Below are 25,011 nucleotides of genomic sequence, written 5' to 3'. Positions count from 1 at the left end.
ACGAAACGATTCTGGGTTCAATTAGACGAGCTGGCTTGCGAGTTTCTGTTCATCGCTGGTGAGAACACGGCTTAGATCCAGCAGGATAATCAGCCGCGAATCGAATTTGGCTACACCGATGATAAACTCGGTGTTGATGCTGGTAGCGATGGGGGGCGGAGGCTCGATCAGGCTTTCTTCCACATTGAGCACCTCCGATACGGATGCGACAATCATGCCGATTTTCAGACCGCCGATATTGGCCACCACAATGCGGGTTTCGGAAGTTTGGGGTTGGGCGGGCAAGCCAAAGCGGCGCTCGAGATTGACAACCGGCAAAACTGCGCCGCGTAGGTTGGTAATGCCTTCGACGAAATCGGGGGCCTGGGGCACACTGGTGATGCGCTGCAGCTTGATGATGCTTTCAACGGAAGCAATATCGATGCCAAACTGCTCTCCTGCGAGGGTAAATATGACGAGCTGTTTTTCCATGGGACACTCCAATTGGGAAAGAAGGGATTAACCAGGCGGGCGCACCGGCTGCCCGCCTGGTTATCTTTGCGAATTAGTGATTCAACTTGAATTGGTTGACGACCTGCTGCAGGGCACGGGCCATTTCTGCCAACGACTGGGCCGAGGCGGTTACTTCTTCCACCTGGGCGCTCATTTCTTCGGCGCTGGCGCTGACTTCTTCAATCGCCGCGCTGTTCTGCTCGCTGACCGAGGCAATGTTCTCGATGGCAAGAGAGACCTCGTTGGCATTGGCAGACATCTGTTCGGTTGCGGCGGTGTTCTCTTCGATCACAGCCGAGACGGTGTCGACAGCGGTGACCAGATCACCGGCGGCGTTATCCATACGCTGGCTGGCCTCAGAAGCCAGTTGCGCCTGCTGGTAAACTGCTTCGGCAGCGTTGAGGATCTCTGAGAGCGCGTCTCCGGCGTGGTTGGCATTGGCAACACCGGCGACCACTTCCTTGGAGCTTTCGTTCATGGCATCCACGGCTTCGCTGACGGATTTTTGAATACTGCGCACCAGGTCGCCAATCTCTTTGGTGGCGTGAGTGGATTTTTCGGCCAGCTTGCGCACCTCATCGGCGACGACCGCGAACCCTTTGCCGTGCTCTCCGGCGCGGGCGGCCTCAATGGCGGCATTCAGCGCCAGCAGGTTGGTTTGCGAGGCGATGTCTTCAATCGCTTCGACAATCGTGCCAATCTGTTCGGAGCGGCGGCCCATCTCCTGGACTTTTTCACCCGAAAGGCTCACTTTGGTCTGGATGTTTTGCATGCCCTGCAGGGTTTGCTCAACGGTGCGGACGCCGTTGCGGGCGGCCTCGGCGGCCATTTCGGAGCCTTTCATCACTTCGGCGGAATTGCCGGCAACCTGCTGGATGGCGAGAGTCAATTGGCTGGTAATCTCAGAGGCCTTGCTGGCAGCGTTGCTTTGCTCCTGAGCGCCCCGGGCGACGCCGTCAATGGCGCGGGTCATCTGCTCGGTGGAGGTGGCGGTGCTGGTTACAGCCAGGGTCTGGTCTTGCGTGCCCTTGGCAACCTGCTGCACGGTGCTGGCGATCTGGCTGGTGGCCTGCCCGGCCTGGTCGGCGGCGGAGGCCAATTGCGATGAGGCTACTCCCAGGCTGTTGGCGTTGTCCGAGACATCTTCCAGCGAGGTTCGCAGCGAATTGATCATGCGCACAAATGCGTGGCGCAGCTCATCCTTTTCGCTCTTGGGTGTAACGCTGACCGTCAAATCGTTGGCGGCGATGGTGGCGGCGGCTTCGCCGGTTTCCTGTAGATAAATAACGATCTCATTCAACGCTTTTCCCACATCGCCGATTTCATCTTTGCGGGTGCGGACTTTGTCTTTTTCCGCTTCGCTGGTGTCGCGCATTAGGTCGCCCTTAGCCAGTTTGCTGATGAAGGTAACAACCAGTCCCAATGGAACCGTGATGCTGCGCGAAATCAGTACGCCCAGCCCAACCGCCAGCAGCACGGCGATGGAGATGATGATGATCATAATGGTTGTTGCCTGTTTTGCCAGGGCATTGTTTTCATCTTCAATCTGGTCTGCCAGTTCCACTTTCAAATTCATCATTGCGTCGAGGGTATCTTGCGTGGTGCGCGCGCTTTCATAGGCGTCTCCCAGAAGAATCTCAAGGGCTTCATCGCTCTTGCCTTCTTTATCCAGCGCGATCATCTGCTGCAAGTACGGGTCAAAGGCCTGTTTGGCCGCTTCATATTCGTTGAACAACTCTTGCATTTCATCGGTTTCGATCAGGGCTTCATATTCCGCCCCAACGGTATCCATTAAAGCGGAGAGTTCATCGATGGTGTCATAATTGGATTGGTTTGCCGCCGCGTCATCTACTAAAATGGCGTCGCGCATATTCACGCGAATGCGCTGAAAGGCAATCCCCATCTTATCCAACTGCATAATTGGAACGGTATAGTTTTGATATAACCGCGTATCCGCATCATCGATGATGCCAATATAGCTAATTCCAAACAGCCCTACCACACCGCTGATCGCCGCCAGTAGAATGAAAGTGCCCAGCAGCTTCGCTCCAGTTCTAAGATTATTAATCCACTTCATTGTCTGATCCTCCTACGGATGGTATAAAATGCTTTCTCAAGTTAGTTTTAATTCTTTGCTTGCAACGCTTCATATCCGGGAATAAGGTAATGTTCTGCTGGCTCCTTCCTGTGTGCTTATCACAATAGGGTAAGCACATTTGTGGAGATATCGTCGTAGATCACTTCTTGAATGGCCGGGCTGAAAAAGGGGTTCCGCTGGCAGATGCGGTTCTTTAGCAGCACAATTTTTTGGCAGGGGTGGGTTTCCAGCAAGCTACTGATTTCTTGATTCAATTCATCGTCCGGGTTGCGGTAATCGACCAAAAAAACATCTGGAGAGCTGAAAACCAGATACTTCCTGGCTGTGCGCCAATCGTCTGCGATTTGTATTGAGGTATCCGGATTCAACAACGCGAACATCGCCAGCAGGTTTTCTCGTTTGCGGCTGGCGGGGGCGATTACTAGAATGTGTTTTGAAGAGTTCTGTGTCATAGAAAAATAGGGGCGCGTATTCATTGTCAAGGTATGTATTGATCATACGGATAGGTAAGCCGCTGCACATCTTGATAAAATGGGCATTGCTTAACAAAAAAAGACCGCTTTTTGGCGGTCTTTGATCAACTTAATAGGGGGTATTACGGCTCTAGTTTCACCAATCCTTCGCGCAGCGCATAGAGGGTTGCCAGCGTGCGGTTCTCCACCGCCAGTTTTTCCAGGACGGTGCTGACGTATGTACGCACGGTCCACACGCTTAAGAACAGCTCGTCGGCGATCTGCTGGTTGGAGTATCCCCTGGCAATCAACTTGAGAATTTCGATTTCTCTTTCGGTCAGGGGAATTTTATCTTTTGGCTTTTCTTGCGGCCGGTTGATCTCTTTCACCAGGATGCTGGCAATGCGCGAGGGGAAAGCAGATCCGCCCTTGACCACTTCGCGGATGGCATTTTCAATTTCCAGCGGCGAGGAATCTTTTAACAGGTAGCCCGCCGCGCCAGCTTTGACGGCGTGGATCACGCGATCCTCTTCCATAAAGCTGGTGATGATGACCACTCTGGCGTTGGGATTGTTTTGCCTGATTTGTTGGGTGGCTTCAATGCCGTCCATGCCGGGCATCATCAGGTCCAGCAGAATAACATCCGGTTTTAATCGCGACGCCAGATCAACCGCCTCCGCGCCGTTGCTGGCCTCGCCAACAATTTCAAAGCCGGGTGTGGGCGCGATGAATGCCTTTAACCCCTCTCGCACAACACGGTGGTCATCCGCGATCAGTAAATGGATTTTCTCGTTCAAGCTTTCCTCCTGGCGAAATTAAATACCACCTGTCAGCGGAACCTTTGCTTCCACACGGGTGCCTTTGCCCGGCCGGCTGGTGATGTTGAGGGTTCCATTCATCATTTCGCTTCGTTCTCGCATTGTGTTTAATCCGATTCCGCCCGTGCTGAGGGTTGGGTCAAACCCGCAGCCGTCATCTTCCAGCACCAGTTCAATTTGCTGTTCGTCTTGATGGATGCCAATCCATAAATGGGACGCGCCGGCGTGTTTCAGCGTGTTGTTCAGCGCCTCGAGCGCGATGCGATACAGGTGATCTTCGATCTTGGGGGGCAGGTTGCATGTTTCAGGCGCGTGGAAGTCCACAATCATGGAAGACCGCCGCTCCACTGCGTCCAGCCGATTTTGTAGCGCGCCGATCAGCCCGCCTTTGGTTATCTCTGAGGTCCGCAGCTCATAGACCAGCAGGCGCATTTCCTTTAAGGCTTGCTGCGTCAGCCCACCGATTTGCTCCAGATATCCCTTTGTGTCTTTGAGATTGCCCAGGGCAGCATATTGCTGTGCCCCGGCTGCGTATAGATTGGCACTATACAGCAATTGGGTTACCGAATCGTGCAGTTCGCGCGCCAGGCGGGAACGCTCTCCCGCAATCGCGGCTTGTTCCGCTTTTTTATATAAGCGAGCGTTTTCAATCACCAGCGCCAGATGGTCGGCGATGAAAGAAAGCAGGGTCAGCTCTTCCACGGTAATTTTGCCGCCGTGCGGTTTACCCAGGATCAGCACGCCTGCTACCCGGTTTTGAATGCGCATAGGTAAACCAACATACTGCAAGCCCGTTTCCTCTTCCTCCAATGTATTTGGTTCCGGCGCGAAAGCAGGTCGTCGGCTCAGAACAACAGTGTTGACAATCTCTTTGGGAAATTCTTCTGGAAATGGCCTCGAGGTTTGTGATCTGGCATGAGTATTCATAATATACTCAGGCCTGTTTTCTTCCTCATTCAGGAGGAAGATACATCCCCATACGGCTTGTGCTGCGTTCAGGGTCAGGGTCAGGGCTTCTTGCAACGCCGAGGAAGTATCCAGCGGTTTGCTGGCGGCGGAGGTGATCTGGTAAATGGATTCCAGTTCCTGCTCCCGCCGCTTCAGCAGATTTTCGACTTCTTCCGCAGCCAGCATGCGGTTGATGGCGTTTCCGGCCATTTGCGCTATTGCCTCGATCAGGTTCACCTGCTCGTTGGAAGGTTCGCATTTTTGATCGAATCCCAGCAGAATAATCCCTACGGTGTCTTTGCTGCTGACCAGGGGGTGAATTTCCAGGCAGCAAAGGCTCAAAAGAGGCTTGCGTAATTCTTCTGGCAGCTGGGATAAAATTTGCTCGTCTGGCTGGCGCAGGGTGAGCGGTTTACCCGATTGAATCACACCCAGAAAAAGGGGATTGTGTACTGGCACAATGAGTTTTTTCGCTGACTTCTCGCCCACCACATTGGTCTCAAAAACCAGGCGGTTTCCTTCCAAAAAGGCCAGGGAGGCAAAAGACGCATTGAGGAGTTGGGTCAGATCTTGCAGGATGATTTCAACCAGTTCACCCGGGGTTTGCGCCAGCCGCATGCTGGAGGAAACGCGTGTGATCGCTTCCAATTCGCTTGCCCGTTTCTGGCTTTCTTTCATCTTTTCCAGCAGCGCGAACTCAGCCTGTTTGCGCTCGGTGATGTCTTGCACGACTCCTGAGACTTGAATGATCTGGCCGGATTCATTGGTGTTTGTCTCACCCAGCAGAGAAAGCAGGTGTCGGAGTGTGCCATCGGGCCGGATGATGCGGTACTCAATCTGATTCAGAGCAGGGTTCAGTTTGGTGATGTCTCTCGCGGCGAACACAAAAGCCCGGTCTTCGGGGTGGACGCACTCTTGCCATGTCCGATACAGATCTAGGCCGTTTTGTTGGGATTTGACGCCGAAAATGCGGTACAGCTCTTCTGACCAGAGGAGTTCTTGCGTTTGCGGTTTGCGAACCCAATGCCCGACATGCGCGGCTCTTTGGGAATTTCGCAGGTTGCGTTCATTCTCACGCAGGGCTTCGTAGGCGCGTTTGCGCTCCAGGCGCACCCGCGCTTCATTCAGTTCCCGCTCCACGGCCGGTCCCAGGCGCGCGAGCCTGTCTTTCACCAGGTAGTCGCTCGCGCCGGATTTCATCAGGTCTACCGCCGTATCTTCACCAATTGCGCCAGAGACAACAATGAAAGGAATGTCCAGTCCGCTTTCCTGTAAAATGTCCAACGCGGCGGGCGCGCTGAACTGCGGCAGATGATAATCAGCAATGATGATGTCCCATTGGCCATCGCGCAAAGCGGCTCGATACTGCTCTTCATCTTCAATGATTTTGGACTGAACGGTGTAGCCAGCCCGTTTGAGCTGCCGGATGATCAGTTCAGCGTCAATTTCCGAATCCTCAATGATTAAGACGCGCAATGGAACCATACAAACCTTTTAGCCAGCCCGCAGAGATGTCGAATCTAAGAATTGATTGCGAGATCTGACCTTCCGATGTTAAGGTTAACAATAATTTCGGTATACAGAATAAAAATGGAATAAAAACTCCGAAAAAAATTCCATAAAAACCACCCGCGTCAGGAATCAGCGCCCAAAACAAACCAGAGCGGGCGCTGCTGTTGAAAAACATAACAGCCGCCTGCTCTGGATAATGGATTGAGAAACGTTCGTTTGTCGCCTTATCTGAGGTCGCTCAATCCCTCTGATAAGCGCGAATGAAAGCATAGGGGTAGGGCGGTTTCATGTCGCTGGCGGCGTTGAGCTGCTGCATCACCGCTTCGGGAATAATCCAGCCGCTTGCCCCTAAATTGATTTGCAAATGTTCGGGTTTTCTGGCCCCGATAATGGGAGAAGTGACTCCGGGGCGCTGCAGCAGCCAGCGGATGGCTACCTGGGCGGGGTGTTTGTCCAGGTCCTTGGCGGCGGACATCAGGGCGTCGATGACGCTCCAGGTGTGTTCATTGGCATATTCGTCCCAGGCTTCACTCCAGCCCTGCTTTGAGGCTTCCTCCACCCGCGAGCCTTGTGGCGGTGCGCTCATGCTACGCTGGTATTTACCACTCAGCCAGCCGCCGCGCAGCGGGCTCCACGGCAGCACACCCAATCCTTCATTGCGGCAGACCGCCATCAGTTCCCACTCGCTGTAGCGGTCCAGAAGGTTATAGAGCGGCTGCAAAGATGTGAAAGCTTCCAGCCCCATCTGGCGGCTCAGGTCGATGGCTTTTTGCAGCTGCCAGCCGGTAAAATTGCTGGCCCCCAGGTAGCGCACTTTTCCGCTCTTCACCAGTGTATCGAGGGTAATGAGGGTCTCTTCCAGCGGTGTGCGCCGGTCCCAGCAGTGCACCTGGTACAGGTCAATGTAATCGCTGCCCAAGCGCCGCAAACTGTCGTCCACCGCTTTCATCAAGTGTTTGCGGCTCAGCCCCTCATCGTTGGGGCCTTTTCCCATCGGGAAGCGCGCTTTGGTGGCGATCACCAGATCATCCCGCTGTTTGCCGCGCAGCCACTGCCCCACAATCTCTTCTGATGTGCCCAGCGAGTAAACATTGGCCGTGTCGATAAAATTGCCGCCCGCTTCCACGAACAGATCCATTATGCGGAAGCTCTCTTCTTTGCTGGACTCGCGGCCGAACGTCATCGCACCCAGGCAAAGTTCGCTGACTTTCAACCCGCTGCGCCCCAGGTATCGGTATTCCATATTTTCCTCCTCACGCAATCAATGATTTCATTCTTATTCTAGCGACGAAAGTGGAGAAAAGGAAACCCCCGGTCGCGCTTAAGATAGTCATCTGTGATGCAGCTTAATGACGATTCAATAAAATGCGGAAGATACCCAAGATGAAATTAATCCGGGGAACTCTTTTCATGTATTGGATGTACTCCTCCCCGAATTTCTCGATACAGCCCTTTTCTTCATCAAAGATACCCAGGTAGTAAAGCACTGCCGCAGCCACGCCTGTAAGAGCAACCAACCCATGCTGCGAAATCAGGGCCAGCGCGATATTGATCAAGATGCCTGCTAAATACTGTGGATGCCTGACGATGGCGTAAATTCCGCTATCTACCAGGACGGTCGTTTGAATATACCCCCGGCCTTTAACCCCGCCCTTTGCGCGAAAAGTGAAGATTGGCAGCCAGCCAAAAACGGCGGAGAGAAACAGGATTGCCCACCCCGCGTTGATCACCGTTTCATTCGCTTGCGGGTTGTATAAAAGAAAGGCAAGCAAAATTTGTGCTACCGCAAAAATGGTTAGCGGAATAGAAAGGAACACCATTTTTTTGTTCCACATCTCACACCCCGCAGTGTTGATTCACAAGGAATCTGGCTTCTCAATTTGGATATCAGCTCCCTATAAAAACATGTTAGCACGAATACCACTCAAATAGCGTTGGTCAGATCCAAAATATTGTCAATCAACCCCACTGGCAAGCGGATTCATTTCCGTTTGTAGGGTTAAGGATTCTCTTGGATATTGTCTTGCACAGCTGGTTTAAGCGAAAATAATTAACGTGAATTCAAAACGAAGTGAGATTGAAATCAGTTATAATTTCTTGCATATCAGGCAGGTGTAAATAAAATGGAAGAGTCGCCCCTTTCAAAACTGAGTTTGGAACAAACCGCTGTATTAAACGACGATCAGAAGGCTATCTTCTGCGCGCTGGACGAGCGCGACCAGGACTTCTTCGCGCAGACCTTTAAACCCGCCGATCTGCCCAAAGCGCTGGACCGTAAGGGCGAAATTCTCAACCGCCATCAAGCGGACCGCGCGCGCCTGGAAAAGATCAGGGTCTCGCTGGCCCAGGCCGCGGCGGAGAACCCTGCGGGGGAGGATGGGGCTGAAGACGTGCTCACCGCTTTGGCGGGCGCGGCCGGCATTGGCGCGGCGGCGACCATGGTCGCCACCGACAATACTGCTTTCTGGCAGGGGGTCAAGCCCTCTGACCTGGTGGATCCGCTGCGCACTGAGTTCACCAACGAACGCACCCGCGTCAGTGTGTCTGGCGACGCTGACGCGCTGGTGGTGAACGTGCTGTTGGTCACCGATGGATTTCAGGCGGTGCCCGCTTTAACGGTGCACCTGTCGGACGTGAATAACGGCACCCAGGTTAAAGTCAGCGATTTGACATCGCACGGAATTCTGCAAACGATTAAAGATGGCGGCAAGAAGCTGCTCGACATTGCCGCCGATGGCCTGGAACTGCTGGCCAAGAAAAAGCTTTCAATGGCTGGCCCTGGCGACGTGATCTCCAAAGCCGGTGAAGTGCTGGATGAGGGCTCTGAGCTGGCAAAAGTGGCTGGCAACCTCAAGCTCAACGAACGCGCCTGGAAGGTGATCAAGCAAACCGCCGAGGCCGTTGAAGCCAGCTACCTGAGCGAGAAGCAGCGCCAGCTCGAAGCGCGCATTGCTCTGGAGGGTGCCTGGGACCGCTATACCAACTGCCCTACCTGCGGGGTGTCTTTTGATGCGGGCGAAACGTCTTGCCACGTCTGCGGCACGGCCCGCCCGCCTGCACCCCAACAGCCGGATCCACGCCAGCTCTAAAATCCCCTTTCTTGAAATCGCGCTTTTAATCTCGATTCAGTTCTTTCAATTCGTTGTTTAATTAGAACTAACGTGCTATCATTGAAGCAAAACAACGGATGGTGAGATGAACGAGAGCGCATTAGTCCCTGTTCCTGATCTGCAGCAGCTATCCCTGGTGATCTCCCCGCGCGCCGCGCGCGCGCAAATGCTGGAGATGGCCGCCATGCTGTCGTTAAGAGGCACGCTGCGCGTTTTTGACGGCGGCAACATGCTGGATGTCTACCGCATGGCCAAATCCATCCGCCGCCGCACACCGCGTGTAGAAGAAGCCCTGGAGCGCATCCATCTCTCTCGCGCCTTTAGCTGCTACCAGGTGGTAGCGCTGTTGAGCGAGGCTTCTGCTGGCACCGCGCCGCTGCTGGTTTGCGATCTGCTGGGCACTTTCTACGATGAAAATGTAACCCTCAAAGAGGCCCATCGCCTGCTGGAAATCTGCCTGCGCCACTTGCGCCGCCTGAGCAGCGAGGCGATTGTGGTGGTCAGCGCGCGCCCGCCGCGCCTTAACCCGGAACGCGTTGCATTACTGGAGCGCCTGATGGAGGAAATCCAGAACGTTCGCGAAATTGTTGAGTTGGAGGAAGAACAGGCGCCGGCGCTGCCGACGGGCATTGTGCAGCCGCCGCTGCCCTTTTAAGGAGGTTTATTGTTATGGGGCGGACATTACCCACCATCACCGACGCGTTCTACCGCGAGCAAGAATCCTTCAACCGCTTTCGCCGTGCTTTGCGGCGCAGTGATCAGAAGGTGCTCGACGATTTGTTTGCCTCTGCGCGCTTGCATCTGGCCGCCGCTTCGTACGCTGCCGATGCGCTGCCGATGGAAACTTTTCTGCTGGCCATGCTGCTTGAGCAGCACAAAGAAGTGATGCGCCTGCGCGCCCAGGTAGAAGAGTTTTCCCGGCCGCGCGATGAATGAATTTACCGGTTGGCTTCTCGATTTATACGACGATCCCAATGGGGGGGTCTGCCTGTGGCTGGTGGGGGATGACGGCCATCGGCGCATGTTTCGCCAGCGGTTTCCGGTTACGTTTTATGTCAAGGGCGAGGCGACGCGCCTGCGGGCGGCCTGCACCTGGCTGGAAAAGCGCAGCGGACTGCTGCGGTTGGGGCAGGCCGTGCGCCGCGATTTATTCGAACCCCGGCCTGAAACCTTGCTGGCTGTGGAGGTGCAGCACCCCCACGACCAGTTTGCCCTCTTCCGCGATTTGGAGAGTGAATTTCCTGACCTGACGTATTACGACGTGGACGTGCCGCTCACCATCCGTCACGGCAGCCACTACGGCACGTTTCCGCTGGTCAAATGCCGCGTGCAGGCCAGCCCTGACGGCTGGGTGGAAGACATCGAGGCGCTCGACACCCCCTGGGACACCGACCCCGAGCCGCCGCCTCTGCGCGTGATGGAGCTGGAGCCAGACGTAAACCCCGACCACGCCCCGCCCAGCGCGCTGATCGTGCGCTGCGATGGCCGCTCTTCACGCCTTTCTCTCCAGCCTGCCCGCCCTTTGCTGATCAATCTGCGCGTGGCGCTTACCCGTCTCGACCCCGATGTAATTCTGACCGACTGGGGCGACACCTGGCTGCTGCCCTACCTGCAAGAGCTGGCCACCGAGTGGCATGTAGACCTGCCCTTCAACCGCGACGAGCAGCGCCGCGCTGTGTTCCGCCCCGAGCGCTCTTACTTTTCTTATGGGCGGGTGGTCTTTCGAGGCCAGCAGGTTCACTTATTTGGCCGCCTGCACATCGACCGGCGCAACGCCATGCTCTGGAAAGATTACGAACTACCCGGCGTGCTGGAAAGCGCGCGGGTAACCTGCCTGCCGGTGCAGGGCGCGGCGCGCCTTTCGCCGGGAACGGGTATTTCGGCCATGCAGATGGTGGTAGCCCTGCGCAACCAGATTCTGGTGCCCTGGCACAAGCAGCAGGTGGAGCCTGACCGCTCAGCTCTCGACCTGCTGCGCGGCGATCGCGGCGGCATGGTCTACCAGCCCACCATCGGCCTGCACGCCAACGTGGCCGAAATCGACTTCGTCTCCATGTACCCCAGCATCATGGTTTGCGCCAACATCTCGCCGGAAACCCGCCCCGGCAAAAACCTGCAAGAGTCGCTGGATCCGCCCGGCCTGGTGCCACAGACGCTTTCTCCGCTGCTGATGAAGCGCGTGCTGCTCAAGCAGCGCATGAGCCGCTTGCCCGCCTGGGACCCGCGCCGCCGCCTTGATCGCGCGCGCATCTCGGCCCACAAATGGCTGCTGGTTACCTGCTTTGGCTACCTGGGCTATAAAAATGCCCGTTTTGGTCAGATCACCTCGCACGAGGCCGTCACTGACACCGGCCGCGAGGCGCTGCTGCGCGCCAAAGAAACCGCCGAAGACCTGGGGTTTGATCTGCTGCACATGTATGTGGACGGTCTGTGGATTGCCAAGCCAGGCGCCAGCCAGCCCGGTGATTTTGAAGAGCTGTTGGAGCGCATTTTGGACCGCACCGGACTGCCGATTGTGCTGGATGGCGTTTACAAGTGGGTTTGTTTTCTACCCTCCCGCATGGACGAGCGTGTGCCGGTGGGCAACCGCTATTTTGGTGTCTTTCAGAGCGGGGAGATTAAGGTGCGCGGCATTGAGGCCCGCCGCCGCGACACGCCGGCCTTTATCGCTCGCGTTCAAATGGAACTCATTGAACACCTGGCCCAACTGGATTGGCCGGGGGATGAGGGTGCGCAGGAGCTGGCCTGGGGGGCTGTGCGGATTTTCCGCTGCCGCCTGGACGATCTGCGCAGGTTCCGCGTGCCGCTGGAAGATCTGCTGGTGGCGCAGCGCCTCAGCCGCGAGCTGGAGGCCTACCGCACGCCCTCACCGGGTGCGCTGGCTGCCATGCAGCTAACCAAAATTGGCAAAACACTAAGCCCCGGCCAAAAGGTGCGGTTTCTGTATACTCTGGGCAGTCCGGGAGTGCACGCCTGGGATCTGCCCGAGCCGCCGCCCATTAACGCCATCAACGTGCGCCAGTACGAAGAGCTGCTCATCCGCGCCGCAGACACGGTGCTGAAGCCATTTGGCGTCGATGAGAGCATGCTGCGCTCACTGGCCGGCAGCATCCCCGCTGTGCAGCAGCCGCTGCGCTTGTTTCAGTAAGCCGCCCTCCCCAAACAAAATCAGTCGGTTCCCGGCCGCAAAATTGAACCTAATACCGCCCAGCAAGTGGTCTGCGCCTGCTTTTTAATCGGACAAGCTCGTCTGGTTAAAATGACATCTGTCCGCCGATTTCCTGACTTATTTCCATTGCTAGAAAGGCTCAGGACGCCTAATATTATTAGGCATACCTAAAGATTATTCAATAAATTATTAAGGTATACCTTTTATGTCTGAAAACTCGTTGGCATCTCTGACGGAAAGCATGCAAATGTATATTGTCACCATAGCCCGTCTATGGAAAGACAATCAGCCCGTTCCGCTGTCCAAGCTAGCTGAATTTTTCTCCATTTCACCGGTTTCGGTCAATGAAATGTGCCGTAAGCTGCAAGAGAACGGGTTGGTTCAATACCAGCCCTATAAAGGCGCGTCGCTGACCCCCGAAGGAGAGGAAAAAGCCAGCTACATCTTGCGGCGGCACCGCCTGTGGGAAGTGTTTCTGGTTGCAAAGCTGGGTTTTGATTTTGATGAAGCGCATCAGATTGCCTGCCAGCTGGAGCACACCACCTCGGATGAACTGGCAGACCGGCTGGATATGTTTTTAGGCTATCCTTCAGAAAATCCACAGGGAGATGCAATTCCCAAAAAATCGGGAGCTCTGCCTGTGATTGAAACAATTCCATTAACCGCGATGGCGGTGGGCCAAAAAGCCACGTTAAGCCGAATGGAAGTGAATGACACCGTGTTGCAGTTTTTGCAGCAAAGCGGATTGCGCATCGGAAGCCAGGTTTCTCCTGAAGTGATCATGGAGGAGGGAATTCTGCTGCGTGCGCATGCCGGCCAGATGGTTTCATTAACCGTTGAGATCGCAAACCAAATATTTGTATCCCTAACTCAAACCGGCATCGATTCGTTGCCTTCTCGTAAGACCAATGAAGAAGCTGGAGCAAAGCAGGAGGAAGTGAGCATGATGAATAATTCCCAGACAACCCAAGAACAAACAACCACAGCTGTGCATAAAATGCCCTTAAGTAAAATGCGAGTAGGCCAGCAGGGGGTTGTGGTAAGCGTTAAAGGGAAAGGCCAGGTGCGCCAGCGAATGATGGACATGGGCGTTGTGCCAGGCAGCGACGTTCGGGTGATCCGGGTAGCCCCCCTGGGCGATCCCATTGAGTTCTCGGTGAGAGGGTACAACCTTTCCTTGAGAAAATCGGAAGCCGAAGAGGTGATTGTTGAGGTGATTGAATGATCCCCGTGGCTGTGATGAATTTATCGATGGCGGCTTCAGGCGAGAAGGTGCGCATGGTCTCGATACAGGGTGGCCATGAACTGCGAAAACGCCTGGCAGACCTTGGTTTGAATATCGGTGAAGAGGTGTACGTGATCCAGGTGGCGTGCGATGGACCGATGCTTCTGGGCGTGAAAGACTCTCGCCTGGCGATTGGCCGGGGAATGGCGCATAAGATCATGGTTGAACCGGCTTAATACGCAAAAAATCACAGGCAAGTTTGCTTGTTTGAAGGAGAAAAAATGGAAAACCAAATAACGATTGCGCTTGCAGGCAATCCGAATGCAGGGAAAAGCACAATTTTTAACGCACTTACTGGTTCCCGGCAGCACGTTGGCAATTGGCCGGGGAAGACTGTTGAAAAGAAAGAGGGCCTTTGGAATCACAATGGAAATTCTTTTACGGTAGTCGATTTGCCTGGTACCTACAGCCTCACAGCGTTTTCGCTGGAGGAAGTGATCGCACGCGATTTCATCATCCATCAGAAGCCTGATCTGGTAGTGGCGATTGTAGATGCCGCCAACCTGGAGCGGAACCTATATCTGGTAGTGCAGGTAATTGAATTGGGCGCAAAGGTGGTTATGGTTTTGAATATGAGTGATGTGGCGGAATCGCGTGGAATAAAAATTGATTCCCGCAAGCTGGCAGATCGCCTGCGTATTCCGGTTGTTCAAACCGTCGCCAGTCGAGAAAAAGGCATTGATGAATTAAAGACAACCATTGCTGAGATTGTAACAAGAGGTGGAGGTAAATAATGGCGACGCAAGAGCTGACGTTTGCAAATGAATTACCGCTGGTGAATTATGGGAAAGACGTGGAGCGCGAAATTGCGGTTTTAGAGGCAGCTATTCGAGTGAATGCTGACCTGACCGGGCAATATAATCCGCGCTGGCTGGCGATAAAACTGCTGGAAAATGATGAAGATATTCTCGAACAGGTAAAAAAGCATTCCGATGCTGCTGTTCTTTTTGAAAAAGTGGAAGCCTGCACCGCGCGCTTGCGGAAAGTCTACGATGATGAAGTTGACATCATTATCGCTGACCGCCGTTATGGCTGGATTCATGGATTGGTGCAGGAAACGGTGGTGCGTTCCACACAAAACCGGATGACTTTCTCCGACAGAATTGACCGGATTGTGACCGACCGCGTTTTGGGGATTCCCATTTTTCTGTTGATGATGTGGTTTGTGTTCAAGTTCACTACCGATGTGGCCGCGCCCTTTTTGGATTGGATTGATGGGTTGATTGCCGGCCCAATTACGAAATGGGTGGTCGACTTATTGGCTCTGGTGGGTTTGTCGGGTTCCTGGGTGGAGTCACTCATGGTGGATGGAATGATTGCCGGGGTAGGGGGAGTGCTGGTGTTTGTGCCTGTGCTCATGTCACTGTACATGGCGCTCGCTGTGCTGGAAGATTCGGGCTACATGGCTCGCGCGGCTTTTGTGATGGATCGCTTGATGCACGTGCTGGGCTTGCATGGGAAAAGTTTTTTGCCCATGATTGTGGGGTTTGGATGCACTGTGCCGGCGTTCTATGCCACCCGCACGCTCGAGAATGAGCGCGACCGCATTCTGACGGGCTTGTTAGTTCCCTTTATGAGCTGCGGCGCGCGCCTTCCAGTGTATGTCCTTTTCGCGGCGATTTTCTTCCCCGAAAATGCTGGAACAGTGATCTTCTCAATGTATCTGTTAGGTATTGTTGTTGCCATATTATTAGGCCTGATACTGAAAAACACGCTGTTCAAAACCAATCATCAGGGTTCTTTCGTGATGGAAATGCCGCCCTACCGTATTCCTACCTTGAAAGGCGTCTGGATTAATACCTGGGAACGCACTTCGTCTTTTGTGCGGAAGGCGTGGACGCTTATTTTGGGTACCAGTGTGGTCATTTGGGTCTTGCTGGCTATTCCGGTCAATTCATCAAATCAGTTTGCCCAGATCAATGTTGGCGACAGCGCCTTTGCCGCTGTTTCACGGATGATTGCCCCGATATTCACCCCGGCAGGTTTTGGCAATTGGGAATCCAGCGGATCGATTATCACCGGGTTTGTGGCAAAGGAAGTGGTGGTTTCGACCATGTCTCAGGTCTATGAAGTTGAAGAAACGGCGGAAGAAGAAGTTGAGCCGACCACGTTCCTGGAAGATGTGGGCGGCATTCTGACCAGTTTTGTTGGCGCAACGGTCGACACGGTGAAATCCATTCCGCTCCTGGTGGGAATTAACCTCTTTGAAGAAGAAGAGGAAGAACCGATGACCGGTCTGATGCTGGCGATTGAAGAAGGGTTTCGCCAATCAAGCGGCGCTCATGGCAAATTGGCGGGGCTGGCTTTCATGATCTTCACTTTGCTCTACACACCCTGCATGGTTGCCGTCGCGGCAGAACGGGCTGAGTTTGGCGCCAAGTGGATGTGGGTCAGTATTATTGGGCAATTTGTGCTGGCCTGGTTGGCCGCGGTGATTGTCTTTCAGGGAGGAAAACTGCTTGGTCTTGGTTAGGCAGATTCTTTTTATCCATCATCCATAAAAAATAGGGCTGTTCCCCCTTGCGGTGGTAAACCATCCTTTCATTGACTCGCAAGGTTCAGGAACAGCTCTATTTCATTTCTCCATCAGCTGCTTATCAGGCAGCAGGGTTTTGGGTTGGTTGAATTTCCACACCAGAAAGCCGCGCCGTAAATACCGGTCTCGCAATTCTACTGCATAGCCCATCTGTTGCAGCAGGTGCGCGCTGGCGGTAAACCAATGCCGCAGCCCAAACGTCTTGAACGGCGCAGACAGGCGCGCGGCTTCTTTCCAGGCTTCCATAAATTCGTGAATGGCCTCACCGGGCCGCATGCGGTGAATGTAATTCTTGGGCAGCACGGGCTGGAAAATGCCTGGCTCAAACCCCCAGCGAAAGTTCGTGCCAAACACAATTCCTTCATGCTCCAGCGCGGTTTCACTGCCGGTCAGCGGCCGCTTGCGCAGCAGATTGGCCACCCAAACACGCCCGAAAGGGTCCGATGTGCCTTCCAAAACCAGCCCACCGGGGACAAGCTGGCTGGCCAGTAAGTAATGGGCGCCAGCGACCTGGCCTTCTTCGTATTGGCGCAATACGTTAAACGCGCGGATGATCCGTGCGCTTTCGCCGGGCTGCAGGGGAATGTTGAACCCCCCCAGCCGAAACTGTGTGATGGCATTCTCATAGGGTTTGGCGGTCGCCACCCGCGCCGGGTCAATTTCTACACCTAGTACCGGTAGGGCGGGGTTGATCTGCCGGAAGCGCTGCGCGCTTTCGAGAGTGGTGTGCGCCTCAGCACCGTAGCCCAAATCCACATAAAATGACTGCGTATAGATTTCGCCTTGCCGCCGGAGCAGTTCTTCGGCGTACAGCAGCAAGAAAACATCGGAACGCCGCAGACGGTTGCGCGCCGTCTTGCCGCGGGTGGGCTGGCCGATCAGCCGGCTGCGTTGGTGATTGTAAACCATCATACCGGTAAAAGAAGCACCTTTACGTGAAGATCAGCCCACGATTTTACCATTGATTAAGCAAAGAACGCCCAGAGAAAATCCTGGGCGTTCAATGAAAAAAAAGAATCATCAATGGTATTGGATGGAAGCTTGAATCAATCAGGACATTCTATCCATGTACTGTTTTCATGACCTTTCTAAGCATAGTTGCGGGGTCCTCTCTTTGCCACACATTTCTTCCCACCGCACAACCTTTTCCGCCAGCGGCAATGCTGTCCTTCAAGATAGCAAGAAAATCATTCGGATCGCTGGTGACTTCGCCACCTGAAAGTAATACAGGAATAGGGCAGGATTCAACAACCTCCTGGAAAGTCTCTTTGGACCCCGTGTAATAAGTCTTAACGATATCCGCGCCTAGCTCTGAGGCAATTCTGGCAACCCATTTAACGTGATGAACATCGAAGTTATTCTCAAACCCTTCAGGATACATGATAGCCATCAAGGGCATTCCCAAACGATCACAATCGCCGGCAATTTTCCCCAACCCTTTCAGCATTTCACTCGTTTTTTGCGGTCCCACAAACACATGCATGGAAACAGCGCTAGCGCCCACGCTGAGCGCATGTTCCACTGTGTCTGCCAGAAAGAAATAGTCCGGTTCTGGGCCTAAAAAAGTGCAGGTGTCAATTGAGGCGATAAAGGGTATTTTGTATTTAATCAAGCTGGGAAGCACCCGTTTGATTGCTCCGATAGGCATGAAAATTGTGTCTGGTTGTTCCTTACACAATTGATCAACCGTCTTTCGTGGGTCTTCGATTCCTTTCACCGGCCCAACAACAACCGCATGGTCCATTGCCACCATCACCGAGTTTCCGCTAACCGGATTAAAAATTTGGTTAAGGCGGACCTGTTTTCCAATTTCGCTCATGTTCTATCTCCTTTTCAGTAATGATATTCAATCCGTCGCCATTAAGGACAGATCATAAAACGCGAATAATATAAGCAATAATGAGAATAAAAGATAATATAAATTAATATATATTGACAAACGATGTATAACAATAATATAATACTATCATAAACAACAAAAAACGCAAACAATAAACAAATATTATTGAATATTGAGAATAAAAGGACTGTTTTTCTATGAGTAATCAAGTGCTCAAACACTATCGTTTCGCTGAAAAACCGTTGCCCCAGGCGCAATACACCTGGCCTTTATTTGGTTCAGGGCTCGATCAGTTGGGGAAAGATGGCCGCGCGGTGGAGGCGTCTCTCCCTCATTTTGAAGATGACCAGCTTTTGATGAGAATCGATGCAATCAGCCTTTGTTTCACAGATCTAAAAGAAATTGACCAGGGTGAGAATCACCCTCGATTGAAAGATCGAAATTTACAGACCAACCCAATTATTCCCGGGCATGAATTAAGTATGACTGTGGTGGGCGTGGGTTCAGAACTTTCGGATCAATATTCGATTGGGCAGCGTTTCACCATTCAGCCGGATGTGTGGGTGAACGGGAAAAGTATTCCATTTTGTTTTGGGATGGATGGCGCTTACCGCCAATATGCTGTGATGGATCAAAGAATTTTGGCGGGGGATGCCGGAAATTATTTGATCCCTATTCCGGATGAAATGTCTTATTCGGCGGCAGCCATCACGGAACCCTGGGCGTGTGTGGAAGCGGCCTACCGTATGGGGTACCGCACTTCCCTCCGCAAGGGTGGAAAGACTTTGCTGCTGGGCGCTTCAGAAGCGCGGAGCGGGTATTCGATTGCCCCCAAGTGGCTTGCGGACTCAGCTCCTGAAGTTGTTTATTGTTGTGATGTCCCCGCTGATCTTAAAGAAATTCTTGTTTCGCGGTCGTCAACTTTAGGATTTCAACTTAAGGAAATCTCCCGGGAAGAGATCGCTACGCTCAAGATCACGTTTGATGATCTTCTCTTCCTGGATGGGCCGGCCGAAAACGTATTGGCTTATAGCAATCATCTTGAAAAAGGCGCGGTTATTGCTCTCTACAACGCAAAGCCATTATCTTCAGAGATTGAGGTTGATCTCGGTTGTCTGCATTACGATGAAATTCTTTATGTAGGTGCCAGCGGACTAGAAATCGCGGACGCCTATCAAAAGACCTATCCCAGAGCTGAGTTTAAAAAAGGCGGAACGGCCTGGATCTTAGGCGCCGGTGGTCCAATGGGACGGATGCACTTACAGCGCGCGATTGAGTCGCAAAGTGGCCCGGCTACCATTATTGCCAGTGAAGTAAGTTCTGTGCGTCTCAACGCGCTTCGAGAATTTTTCTTGCCATTAGCGCAAAAGAATGGCAAAAACCTCATCTTTGTAAATTCGGTAGAAGAACGGCCTGAATTTGAACGCGTTATGCAAGAGTGCCTTGAACAGGGCGGTATTGATGATATTGAGGTCATGGTTACCCTGCCCGGTGTCATTGCGGAATCGTGCGCGTATTTGGCGCCTCAGGGTATCGTCAATATTTTTGCTGGAATGAAGCGCGGTGTGAAAATGGCGCTGGATGCCTGGCAGATCATCGGAGAGAAACAAGTGCGCTTCGTTGGTCACAGTGGCTCTGGGTTGGATGATCAGAAAGCCGTAGTAGACCGGTGTATTTCTGGTCAACTCGACCCAAATCTCTCGGTTGCCGCAATTGCCGGTCTTAACCAAATTCCGGATGGTGTTCGGGCGATGAAAAATTCTGTTTACCCCGGAAAGATTGTTATTTATCCGCAGATTCTGGATTTGCCACTCACCGGTTTATCAGAATTGAAAGACACGCATCCAAAAGTCTACGCATTGTTGGGCGAAAATGGAACCTGGAACATGATGGCAGAAAATGCTCTGCTGGAAAGCCTGTTATCGTAATATGGAAAAGAGGAATATACTCATTTGGGGTGCGGGTCGAATTGGCCGCGGATTCATCGGAGATTTGTTCTCAGAATCCGGATTCCATTTAGTCTTCGTGGATCAGTCTGATAAACTCGTTGAACTTCTGTCGAAAAATGGACAGTACACCGTTGTGCGAGCATTAAGTGATACGGTCATCAGGCGTATTCAAATCTCCGATTATGACGCTTTTCATGTTTCACAAGCAGCAGAAATTGAAAAAGCGGTTGAGAACACTGACCTTATCGCGGTGGCAGTTTTTCCGCAAAGTTTTGAAAGCACCGCGGTCGATTTAGCCAATCTTATTTTGAAACGCAGAGCGGTAAGGCCCAACGAACCGATCAATATTATCCTTTGCACCAATCTGATCCATGCAGGTCCAATCTTCAAAGAATACTTATGGAAGAGACTATCTGCGGATGAAAAGAAGTATTTTGAAGAAAATGTAGGTGTCGTGGAATCGCTGGTTATTCGCATCGCACCCGTTCCCCCTGCGTGTGAAGTAGAGATCGATCCGCTGGTGGTTTGGACCAATGGCTATTCAGAACTGCCAGTTGAAGCCAATGCGTTTCAAGGGCAAGCGCCCTCTCTTCCCACATTTCGGATGGTCAGTGACATGCGCTCGGAAGAGAAAAGGAAGATTTACACTTACAACATGTGCCATGCGGTTCTGGCCTATCGGGGTGACTTATATGGGCATCAGCTTCTTGTAGATTGTCTGGCGGACCCAGCTGTTCGAGTTGAGGCGGAAGGCGCACTTGGTGAGATCAGCCAGGCGCTTCAGGCGGAGTACGGTTTTTCGAAAACAGAAATGGATGCCTGGATTCAGGGAGTGATTGAGCAGACAAATAATCGAACTGTGGGGGATTCGGTAGTACGATCTGCGGCAGATCCACTTCGAAAACTTCACCGAGATGACCGGCTTATTGGACCGGCGTTGCTGTGCATGAAACATTCCATAAAACCTGCCCACCTCATCCGAGCCATCGGCGCAGCGTTTTCTTATAACAAGGAAGATGACCAAAACTCGCGGAAGCTATTAGAGAGTATTCACAGTAAGGGAATTTCCAACACCATCAAAGAAGTCTGCGGTTTGGGTGATACAGCTGAGGAAATGGTCATGGCTCAAGAAATCGAGATCGCGTATGAAGACGCATTGATTGAGAAAAAATGGCATGAAATGGCCGTTAATGCGTATAAATTGGGATTTGAGTATGAGAAGGTGTATCATGGTTGCGGTCAATGTGTTTACGCCGCCGCCAGCGAAGTGCTGGGCTGCTTTGAGCGGGAAACCTTTGAAGCGGCAACAGGTTTGAGTGGCGGGATCGGGCTATTGACAGACTGCACCTGCTCTGCATTTACTGGGGCTGTGTTGGTGATTGGTAATCTTTTTCCGCGACGAAGACAGAATTTTGGCGGGGATCGCGAAAATAAATACGCCAACTTTGCGCTTGTGCAACAATTGCACGACAGGTTTGTAGAAGAATTTGGCAGTATTACCTGTGCTTGTGTTCACCAGAAGAAATATGGGCGAACCTTTAATATGAGAAGCAAAGAAGAGCGGGATCAATTTGAAGCATGTGGAGCGCATAGTGATACCGGTTGTCCTGAGTTGGTTGGCAAGGTGGCACAGTTCACAGTTGAACTATTAAAGCCAGCACTTTTATCCCTAAAAAAGGAAAAGACAATATGAGTTATGAGCACCTAAACATTGTGGAAGTTATCCGTCCCGATACCGTGGATCTGGATCTTAAAGGGATTACCTGCAAAGAAGAAGCGATTCATTATCTGGCTGGCCTGTTGAATGAGGCAGGACTGATTAATGATAAAGATGCTTATATCCAATCGGTGTATGAGCGAGAATCATTAGGCCCTACCTACATGGAGAACTTCATTGCCATCCCGCATGGAAAGTGCGCTGCGGTGCGCGAGGCTGGAATTGCATTCGGCAGATCGCCGGAAGGGTTTGAATACCTTACTCAGGATGGTGGTGGCCTTGCAAAATTAGTTTTCTTGCTGGCAATTCCCGAGCGCACAGCTCCCGACGCGTATATTGCCGTTCTTGCTCAACTGGCCCGTTTACTGGTGCACGACGAGTTTCGGGCAAAACTGATGGAAGCAAAGTGTTATCAAGATGTGTTTGAGGCGATTGCTGAAGGACAAGTCTTGCTAGAAGATTAACGCTTGCAATAAGGAGAGTGTGTATGAAGATTGTTGCTGTAACTGCTTGTGCCGGGGGAATTGCGCATTCTTATATGGCCGCTGAGGCGATTAAGAAAAGCGCAAAGAAAGCTGGCGATGAAGCTAAAGTGGAAATCCAAGGTTCCATGGGGCTGGAAAATCGCCTAAAACAATCTGAAATTGATGAGGCCGATATGGTCTTGCTGGTGGCAAATATTGCCGTGCGCGAGATAGGCCGCTTTAAAGGCAAAAAGATTGTTGAAATTGACCCGGGAAAATTCGTGGCAGATGGCGATAAATCTCTCTTGCTTGCAAAGGAGAAAGGAGGGTTTATTCCAACCAATCAATAAGTCCTAATCTATCTTTGTATTAATCGAATACTTAGTTGCTAAATGCAGAAAGAGGAGATCGTGATGAAGAGGTTTTTGCATGATGTTCAAACGCACCTGCTCACCGGTGTGTCTTACATGATACCCTTTGTTGTACCTGGTGGTATTCTGATTGCAATTGGTTTCTTGCTGGGCGGCATCAAAGTATATGAAACCCCAGGCTTCGCTGCAGAGTTATTCTTCCTTGGAAAAGACGCATTTGGCTTGATGGTGGCTGCGCTGGCTGGCTACATTGCCTATTCAGTCGCCGATCGCCCGGGCATTGCTCCTGGTTTTGTGGGCGGCATTGTTGCGACCCGGATTGGCGCGGGTTTCTTGGGTGGCATGATCGCAGGTCTCATTGCTGGCTATCTTGTCGAAGCCATCAAACAAATCAAAGTGCCCCAAATGATCCGTTCATTGATGCCGGTGTTAATTATCCCGTTGCTGGCATCCACGATCGTTGGTTTATTGATGGTCTATTTCATTGGGCCTCCAGTGAAATGGCTCAACGAGACCATGAGCGTTATCCTGAATAACTTGGGCACAGGCAGCGCGATTGCTCTTGGTCTTTTGATTGGTGCAATGATGGCGTTTGATATGGGTGGCCCGGTCAATAAGGCGGCTTATTTCTTTGCTCTGGGTGTTGCTGAGACCGCGAACAATTGGGTTCCAATGGGTGCGGTTTTTGTAGGTGGCATGGTTCCGCCATTGGTTATTGCTGTTGCAATGCTGATTGCAAATAATAAATTCACTGAGGAAGAAAAAGCAGGGATTCCAGGATGTTTTGTTGGAGCTGCCTCGTTGATTACTGAATTCGCTATCCCTTACGCGGCGGGAGACCCTGTGCGGGTGATGCCATCTATCATGGTGGGGTCCGCAGTAGGTGGTGCGATTAGCATGGCGCTCGGTGTAAGTATGATGGCACCGCACGGCGGTTTGTTTGTGTTTGCTTTATCCAACAAACCATTACTCTACGTGCTTTCAATTATTGTTGGCGGCATTGTTGGAGGGTTGATGCTGGCAGCGATCAAGCCAAAATTGGAAGCAGAAAAAGTGGAACTTGATGGTCAAAGCGCATAATCTTTAGATAGGCTCATCTCTGCAGAATACACTACGCGCCATCAAACGCGTAGTGTATTTCGTAGAGAAATTCGTTGTGTTTCTTTGATTTTTTTCGAAAGCACGCCAAAGAATTTGCAAAAATGCCCGATTCTACATTAAAATGATAAGAGATGCGTATAAAAACCAAAGATTGAGGGAAGAAATGAAAAAATTACTTTTTCGTGAAGAACGATTACGTCTGATTATGGAAACAATCTATGAACAGAAGAGTGTAGTCGTTGGTGAACTGGCAGAGAAGTTTGGAAAAAGCGCATCTTCTATCCGATTAGACCTTGCAGAGCTTGAATCGCGCGGCTTAATTTCTCGTACTCACGGTGGCGCGATTTTAGCTGAGGAATCGGCTAAGGATTTGGTATTGAATAAGAAATATCTGCAATACCGGCTAGAAACCTACAAGGAAGAAAAAGAGCGCATTGGAAAAATTGCGGCTGATATGATTCAGGATGGCGATTCAGTAATGATCGATGGTGGGACAACGAATTTTTATGTAGCGAAAAACCTCCATAAGAAGCGTGGCTTGACTATTATCACGACATCTGTATTCTTGTTCCCCGTATTGTGGGAAATACCCGATGCAACAATTTATCTTGCAGGAGGTTTACTCCACCGGGAATTTGAGGAGATGTATGGAGATATCGCACAAGAGTCGATTTTGAGGTTCAAGCCAGACCATACGATCATTGGAATCGATGGATTGTCCATCGAACAAGGGTTAACCTCAACTGAACCCATCATGGCAATTGCAAAGCGTCAGATGATTTCGGTGAGTAAGGACATTATTGTCGTGTCCGATTCTTCAAAATTTGGGAAAGTCTGTTTGTTGTCTGTCAGCAGTTTGAAGGATGTCAATAAAATTGTGACTGACGATAAGGTTTCAAAAGAATATGTAGACCGTATTGAAAAAGTTGGGCCTAAAGTATACCTGGCCTAGGAGAGGTCGATCGCGGCAGTTGTTACAGGGGGGAAGTTTTCTTCCAGGGGACTTGAATTCATAGATTGCGCAAAACACGAATAATTACTTGCAAACACGTTTGACTTTAATCGTTAAACGCTGTAAAATGCTAATTAATAATTCTCATTTATGCTTATATATAAATGATTATTTATATTAATAAGCGGTTATTGATA

At 51.8% G+C, this 25,011-nt stretch carries 24 protein-coding genes; 14 read left to right on the top strand and 10 right to left on the bottom strand.

From position 1 onward, the window contains the following. Window positions 1–21: 21 nt before the first annotated feature. The 8 genes from ADN00_RS05380 to ADN00_RS05345 form a co-directional block, all read right to left on the bottom strand. Window positions 22–471 carry a chemotaxis protein CheW gene (locus ADN00_RS05380; RefSeq protein ID WP_075061939.1) on the bottom strand — a complete coding sequence of 150 codons (450 nt, stop codon included), beginning with the start codon at window positions 469–471 and terminating at the stop codon, window positions 22–24. Window positions 472–544: 73 nt separating this feature from the next. After that, on the bottom strand, window positions 545–2,569 hold the full coding sequence (locus tag ADN00_RS05375) for a methyl-accepting chemotaxis protein (protein ID WP_075061938.1): 2,025 nt from the start codon (window positions 2,567–2,569) through the stop codon (window positions 545–547). Between the two features lie 119 nt (window positions 2,570–2,688). Continuing rightward, complete coding sequence (locus ADN00_RS05370) at window positions 2,689–3,042, bottom strand: hypothetical protein (RefSeq protein WP_075061937.1); 354 nt, start codon at window positions 3,040–3,042, stop codon at window positions 2,689–2,691. A gap of 143 nt (window positions 3,043–3,185) precedes the next feature. After that, complete coding sequence (locus ADN00_RS05365) at window positions 3,186–3,839, bottom strand: response regulator (RefSeq protein WP_075061936.1); 654 nt, start codon at window positions 3,837–3,839, stop codon at window positions 3,186–3,188. 18 nt (window positions 3,840–3,857) lie between these two features. Next, complete coding sequence (locus ADN00_RS05360; protein WP_075061935.1) at window positions 3,858–6,293, bottom strand: GAF domain-containing protein; 2,436 nt, start codon at window positions 6,291–6,293, stop codon at window positions 3,858–3,860. Continuing rightward, entirely contained in the window at window positions 6,265–6,495 is a 231-nt protein-coding gene (locus ADN00_RS05355; RefSeq protein WP_075061934.1) for a hypothetical protein, read from the bottom strand. Before ADN00_RS05355 ends, ADN00_RS05360 begins: the two co-directional genes overlap by 29 nt. Before the next feature lie 63 nt (window positions 6,496–6,558). Then, complete coding sequence (locus ADN00_RS05350; protein ID WP_075061933.1) at window positions 6,559–7,563, bottom strand: aldo/keto reductase; 1,005 nt, start codon at window positions 7,561–7,563, stop codon at window positions 6,559–6,561. Between the two features lie 103 nt (window positions 7,564–7,666). Further along, window positions 7,667–8,155, bottom strand: coding sequence for a methyltransferase family protein (locus ADN00_RS05345; protein WP_075061932.1), 489 nt, complete (start codon window positions 8,153–8,155; stop codon window positions 7,667–7,669). A gap of 288 nt (window positions 8,156–8,443) precedes the next feature. Here ADN00_RS05345 and ADN00_RS05340 point away from each other — a divergent pair, with 288 nt between their 5' ends. The 8 genes from ADN00_RS05340 to feoB all read left to right on the top strand — a co-directional run bounded on the left by ADN00_RS05340 (window position 8,444) and on the right by feoB (window position 16,357). Continuing rightward, on the top strand, window positions 8,444–9,409 hold the full coding sequence (locus tag ADN00_RS05340) for a hypothetical protein (RefSeq protein ID WP_075061931.1): 966 nt from the start codon (window positions 8,444–8,446) through the stop codon (window positions 9,407–9,409). 106 nt (window positions 9,410–9,515) lie between these two features. After that, complete coding sequence (locus tag ADN00_RS05335; protein ID WP_075061930.1) at window positions 9,516–10,085, top strand: hypothetical protein; 570 nt, start codon at window positions 9,516–9,518, stop codon at window positions 10,083–10,085. Window positions 10,086–10,099: 14 nt separating this feature from the next. After that, window positions 10,100–10,366, top strand: coding sequence for a hypothetical protein (locus ADN00_RS05330; protein WP_075061929.1), 267 nt, complete (start codon window positions 10,100–10,102; stop codon window positions 10,364–10,366). Further along, on the top strand, window positions 10,359–12,578 hold the full coding sequence (locus tag ADN00_RS05325; RefSeq protein WP_075061928.1) for a DNA polymerase domain-containing protein: 2,220 nt from the start codon (window positions 10,359–10,361) through the stop codon (window positions 12,576–12,578). The genes ADN00_RS05330 and ADN00_RS05325 overlap by 8 nt, the downstream gene beginning before the upstream one ends. A gap of 226 nt (window positions 12,579–12,804) precedes the next feature. Then, complete coding sequence (locus ADN00_RS05320) at window positions 12,805–13,824, top strand: metal-dependent transcriptional regulator (RefSeq protein WP_075061927.1); 1,020 nt, start codon at window positions 12,805–12,807, stop codon at window positions 13,822–13,824. Next, window positions 13,821–14,060: a FeoA family protein gene (locus tag ADN00_RS05315; protein WP_075061926.1), complete on the top strand. Its 240-nt coding sequence runs from the start codon at window positions 13,821–13,823 to the stop codon at window positions 14,058–14,060. The genes ADN00_RS05320 and ADN00_RS05315 overlap by 4 nt, the downstream gene beginning before the upstream one ends. 45 nt (window positions 14,061–14,105) lie before the next feature. Next, on the top strand, window positions 14,106–14,618 hold the full coding sequence (locus ADN00_RS05310) for a FeoB small GTPase domain-containing protein (protein ID WP_075061925.1): 513 nt from the start codon (window positions 14,106–14,108) through the stop codon (window positions 14,616–14,618). Next, window positions 14,618–16,357, top strand: a complete 1,740-nt coding sequence (feoB, locus tag ADN00_RS05305) for a ferrous iron transport protein B (protein WP_075061924.1) — start codon at window positions 14,618–14,620, stop codon at window positions 16,355–16,357. Before ADN00_RS05310 ends, feoB begins: the two co-directional genes overlap by 1 nt. A gap of 102 nt (window positions 16,358–16,459) precedes the next feature. On the opposite strand, the gene ADN00_RS05300 is transcribed toward feoB, so the two are convergent. Both ADN00_RS05300 and ADN00_RS05295 read right to left on the bottom strand, forming a co-directional pair. Then, on the bottom strand, window positions 16,460–17,332 hold the full coding sequence (locus tag ADN00_RS05300) for a hypothetical protein (protein WP_082389907.1): 873 nt from the start codon (window positions 17,330–17,332) through the stop codon (window positions 16,460–16,462). Window positions 17,333–17,480: 148 nt separating this feature from the next. Then, window positions 17,481–18,239: a class I fructose-bisphosphate aldolase gene (locus tag ADN00_RS05295; protein ID WP_075061923.1), complete on the bottom strand. Its 759-nt coding sequence runs from the start codon at window positions 18,237–18,239 to the stop codon at window positions 17,481–17,483. 218 nt (window positions 18,240–18,457) lie between these two features. Here ADN00_RS05295 and ADN00_RS05290 point away from each other — a divergent pair, with 218 nt between their 5' ends. From ADN00_RS05290 to ADN00_RS05265, 6 genes are all read left to right on the top strand, one after another. Further along, entirely contained in the window at window positions 18,458–20,188 is a 1,731-nt protein-coding gene (locus ADN00_RS05290; protein ID WP_075061922.1) for an alcohol dehydrogenase catalytic domain-containing protein, read from the top strand. After that, on the top strand, window positions 20,160–21,902 hold the full coding sequence (locus ADN00_RS05285; protein WP_082389906.1) for a C-GCAxxG-C-C family (seleno)protein: 1,743 nt from the start codon (window positions 20,160–20,162) through the stop codon (window positions 21,900–21,902). The genes ADN00_RS05290 and ADN00_RS05285 overlap by 29 nt, the downstream gene beginning before the upstream one ends. Beyond that, window positions 21,899–22,390: a PTS sugar transporter subunit IIA gene (locus ADN00_RS05280; protein ID WP_075061920.1), complete on the top strand. Its 492-nt coding sequence runs from the start codon at window positions 21,899–21,901 to the stop codon at window positions 22,388–22,390. Before ADN00_RS05285 ends, ADN00_RS05280 begins: the two co-directional genes overlap by 4 nt. A 23-nt stretch (window positions 22,391–22,413) precedes the next feature. Continuing rightward, a complete protein-coding gene (locus tag ADN00_RS20120; RefSeq protein WP_075061919.1) occupies window positions 22,414–22,740 on the top strand; it encodes a PTS fructose transporter subunit IIB in 327 nt (108 codons plus the stop codon). 63 nt (window positions 22,741–22,803) lie between these two features. Further along, on the top strand, window positions 22,804–23,841 hold the full coding sequence (locus tag ADN00_RS05270; protein ID WP_075061918.1) for a PTS fructose transporter subunit IIC: 1,038 nt from the start codon (window positions 22,804–22,806) through the stop codon (window positions 23,839–23,841). Between the two features lie 184 nt (window positions 23,842–24,025). Further along, window positions 24,026–24,814: a DeoR/GlpR family DNA-binding transcription regulator gene (locus tag ADN00_RS05265; RefSeq protein WP_075061917.1), complete on the top strand. Its 789-nt coding sequence runs from the start codon at window positions 24,026–24,028 to the stop codon at window positions 24,812–24,814. Window positions 24,815–25,011: the final 197 nt, after the last annotated feature.

The organism is Ornatilinea apprima, assembly GCF_001306115.1.
Taxonomy (GTDB): Bacteria; Chloroflexota; Anaerolineae; order Anaerolineales; family Anaerolineaceae; genus Ornatilinea; species Ornatilinea apprima.
The sequence above is the reverse complement of the archived record's forward strand: the minus strand, read 5'-3'. Positions and strand labels throughout refer to the sequence as shown.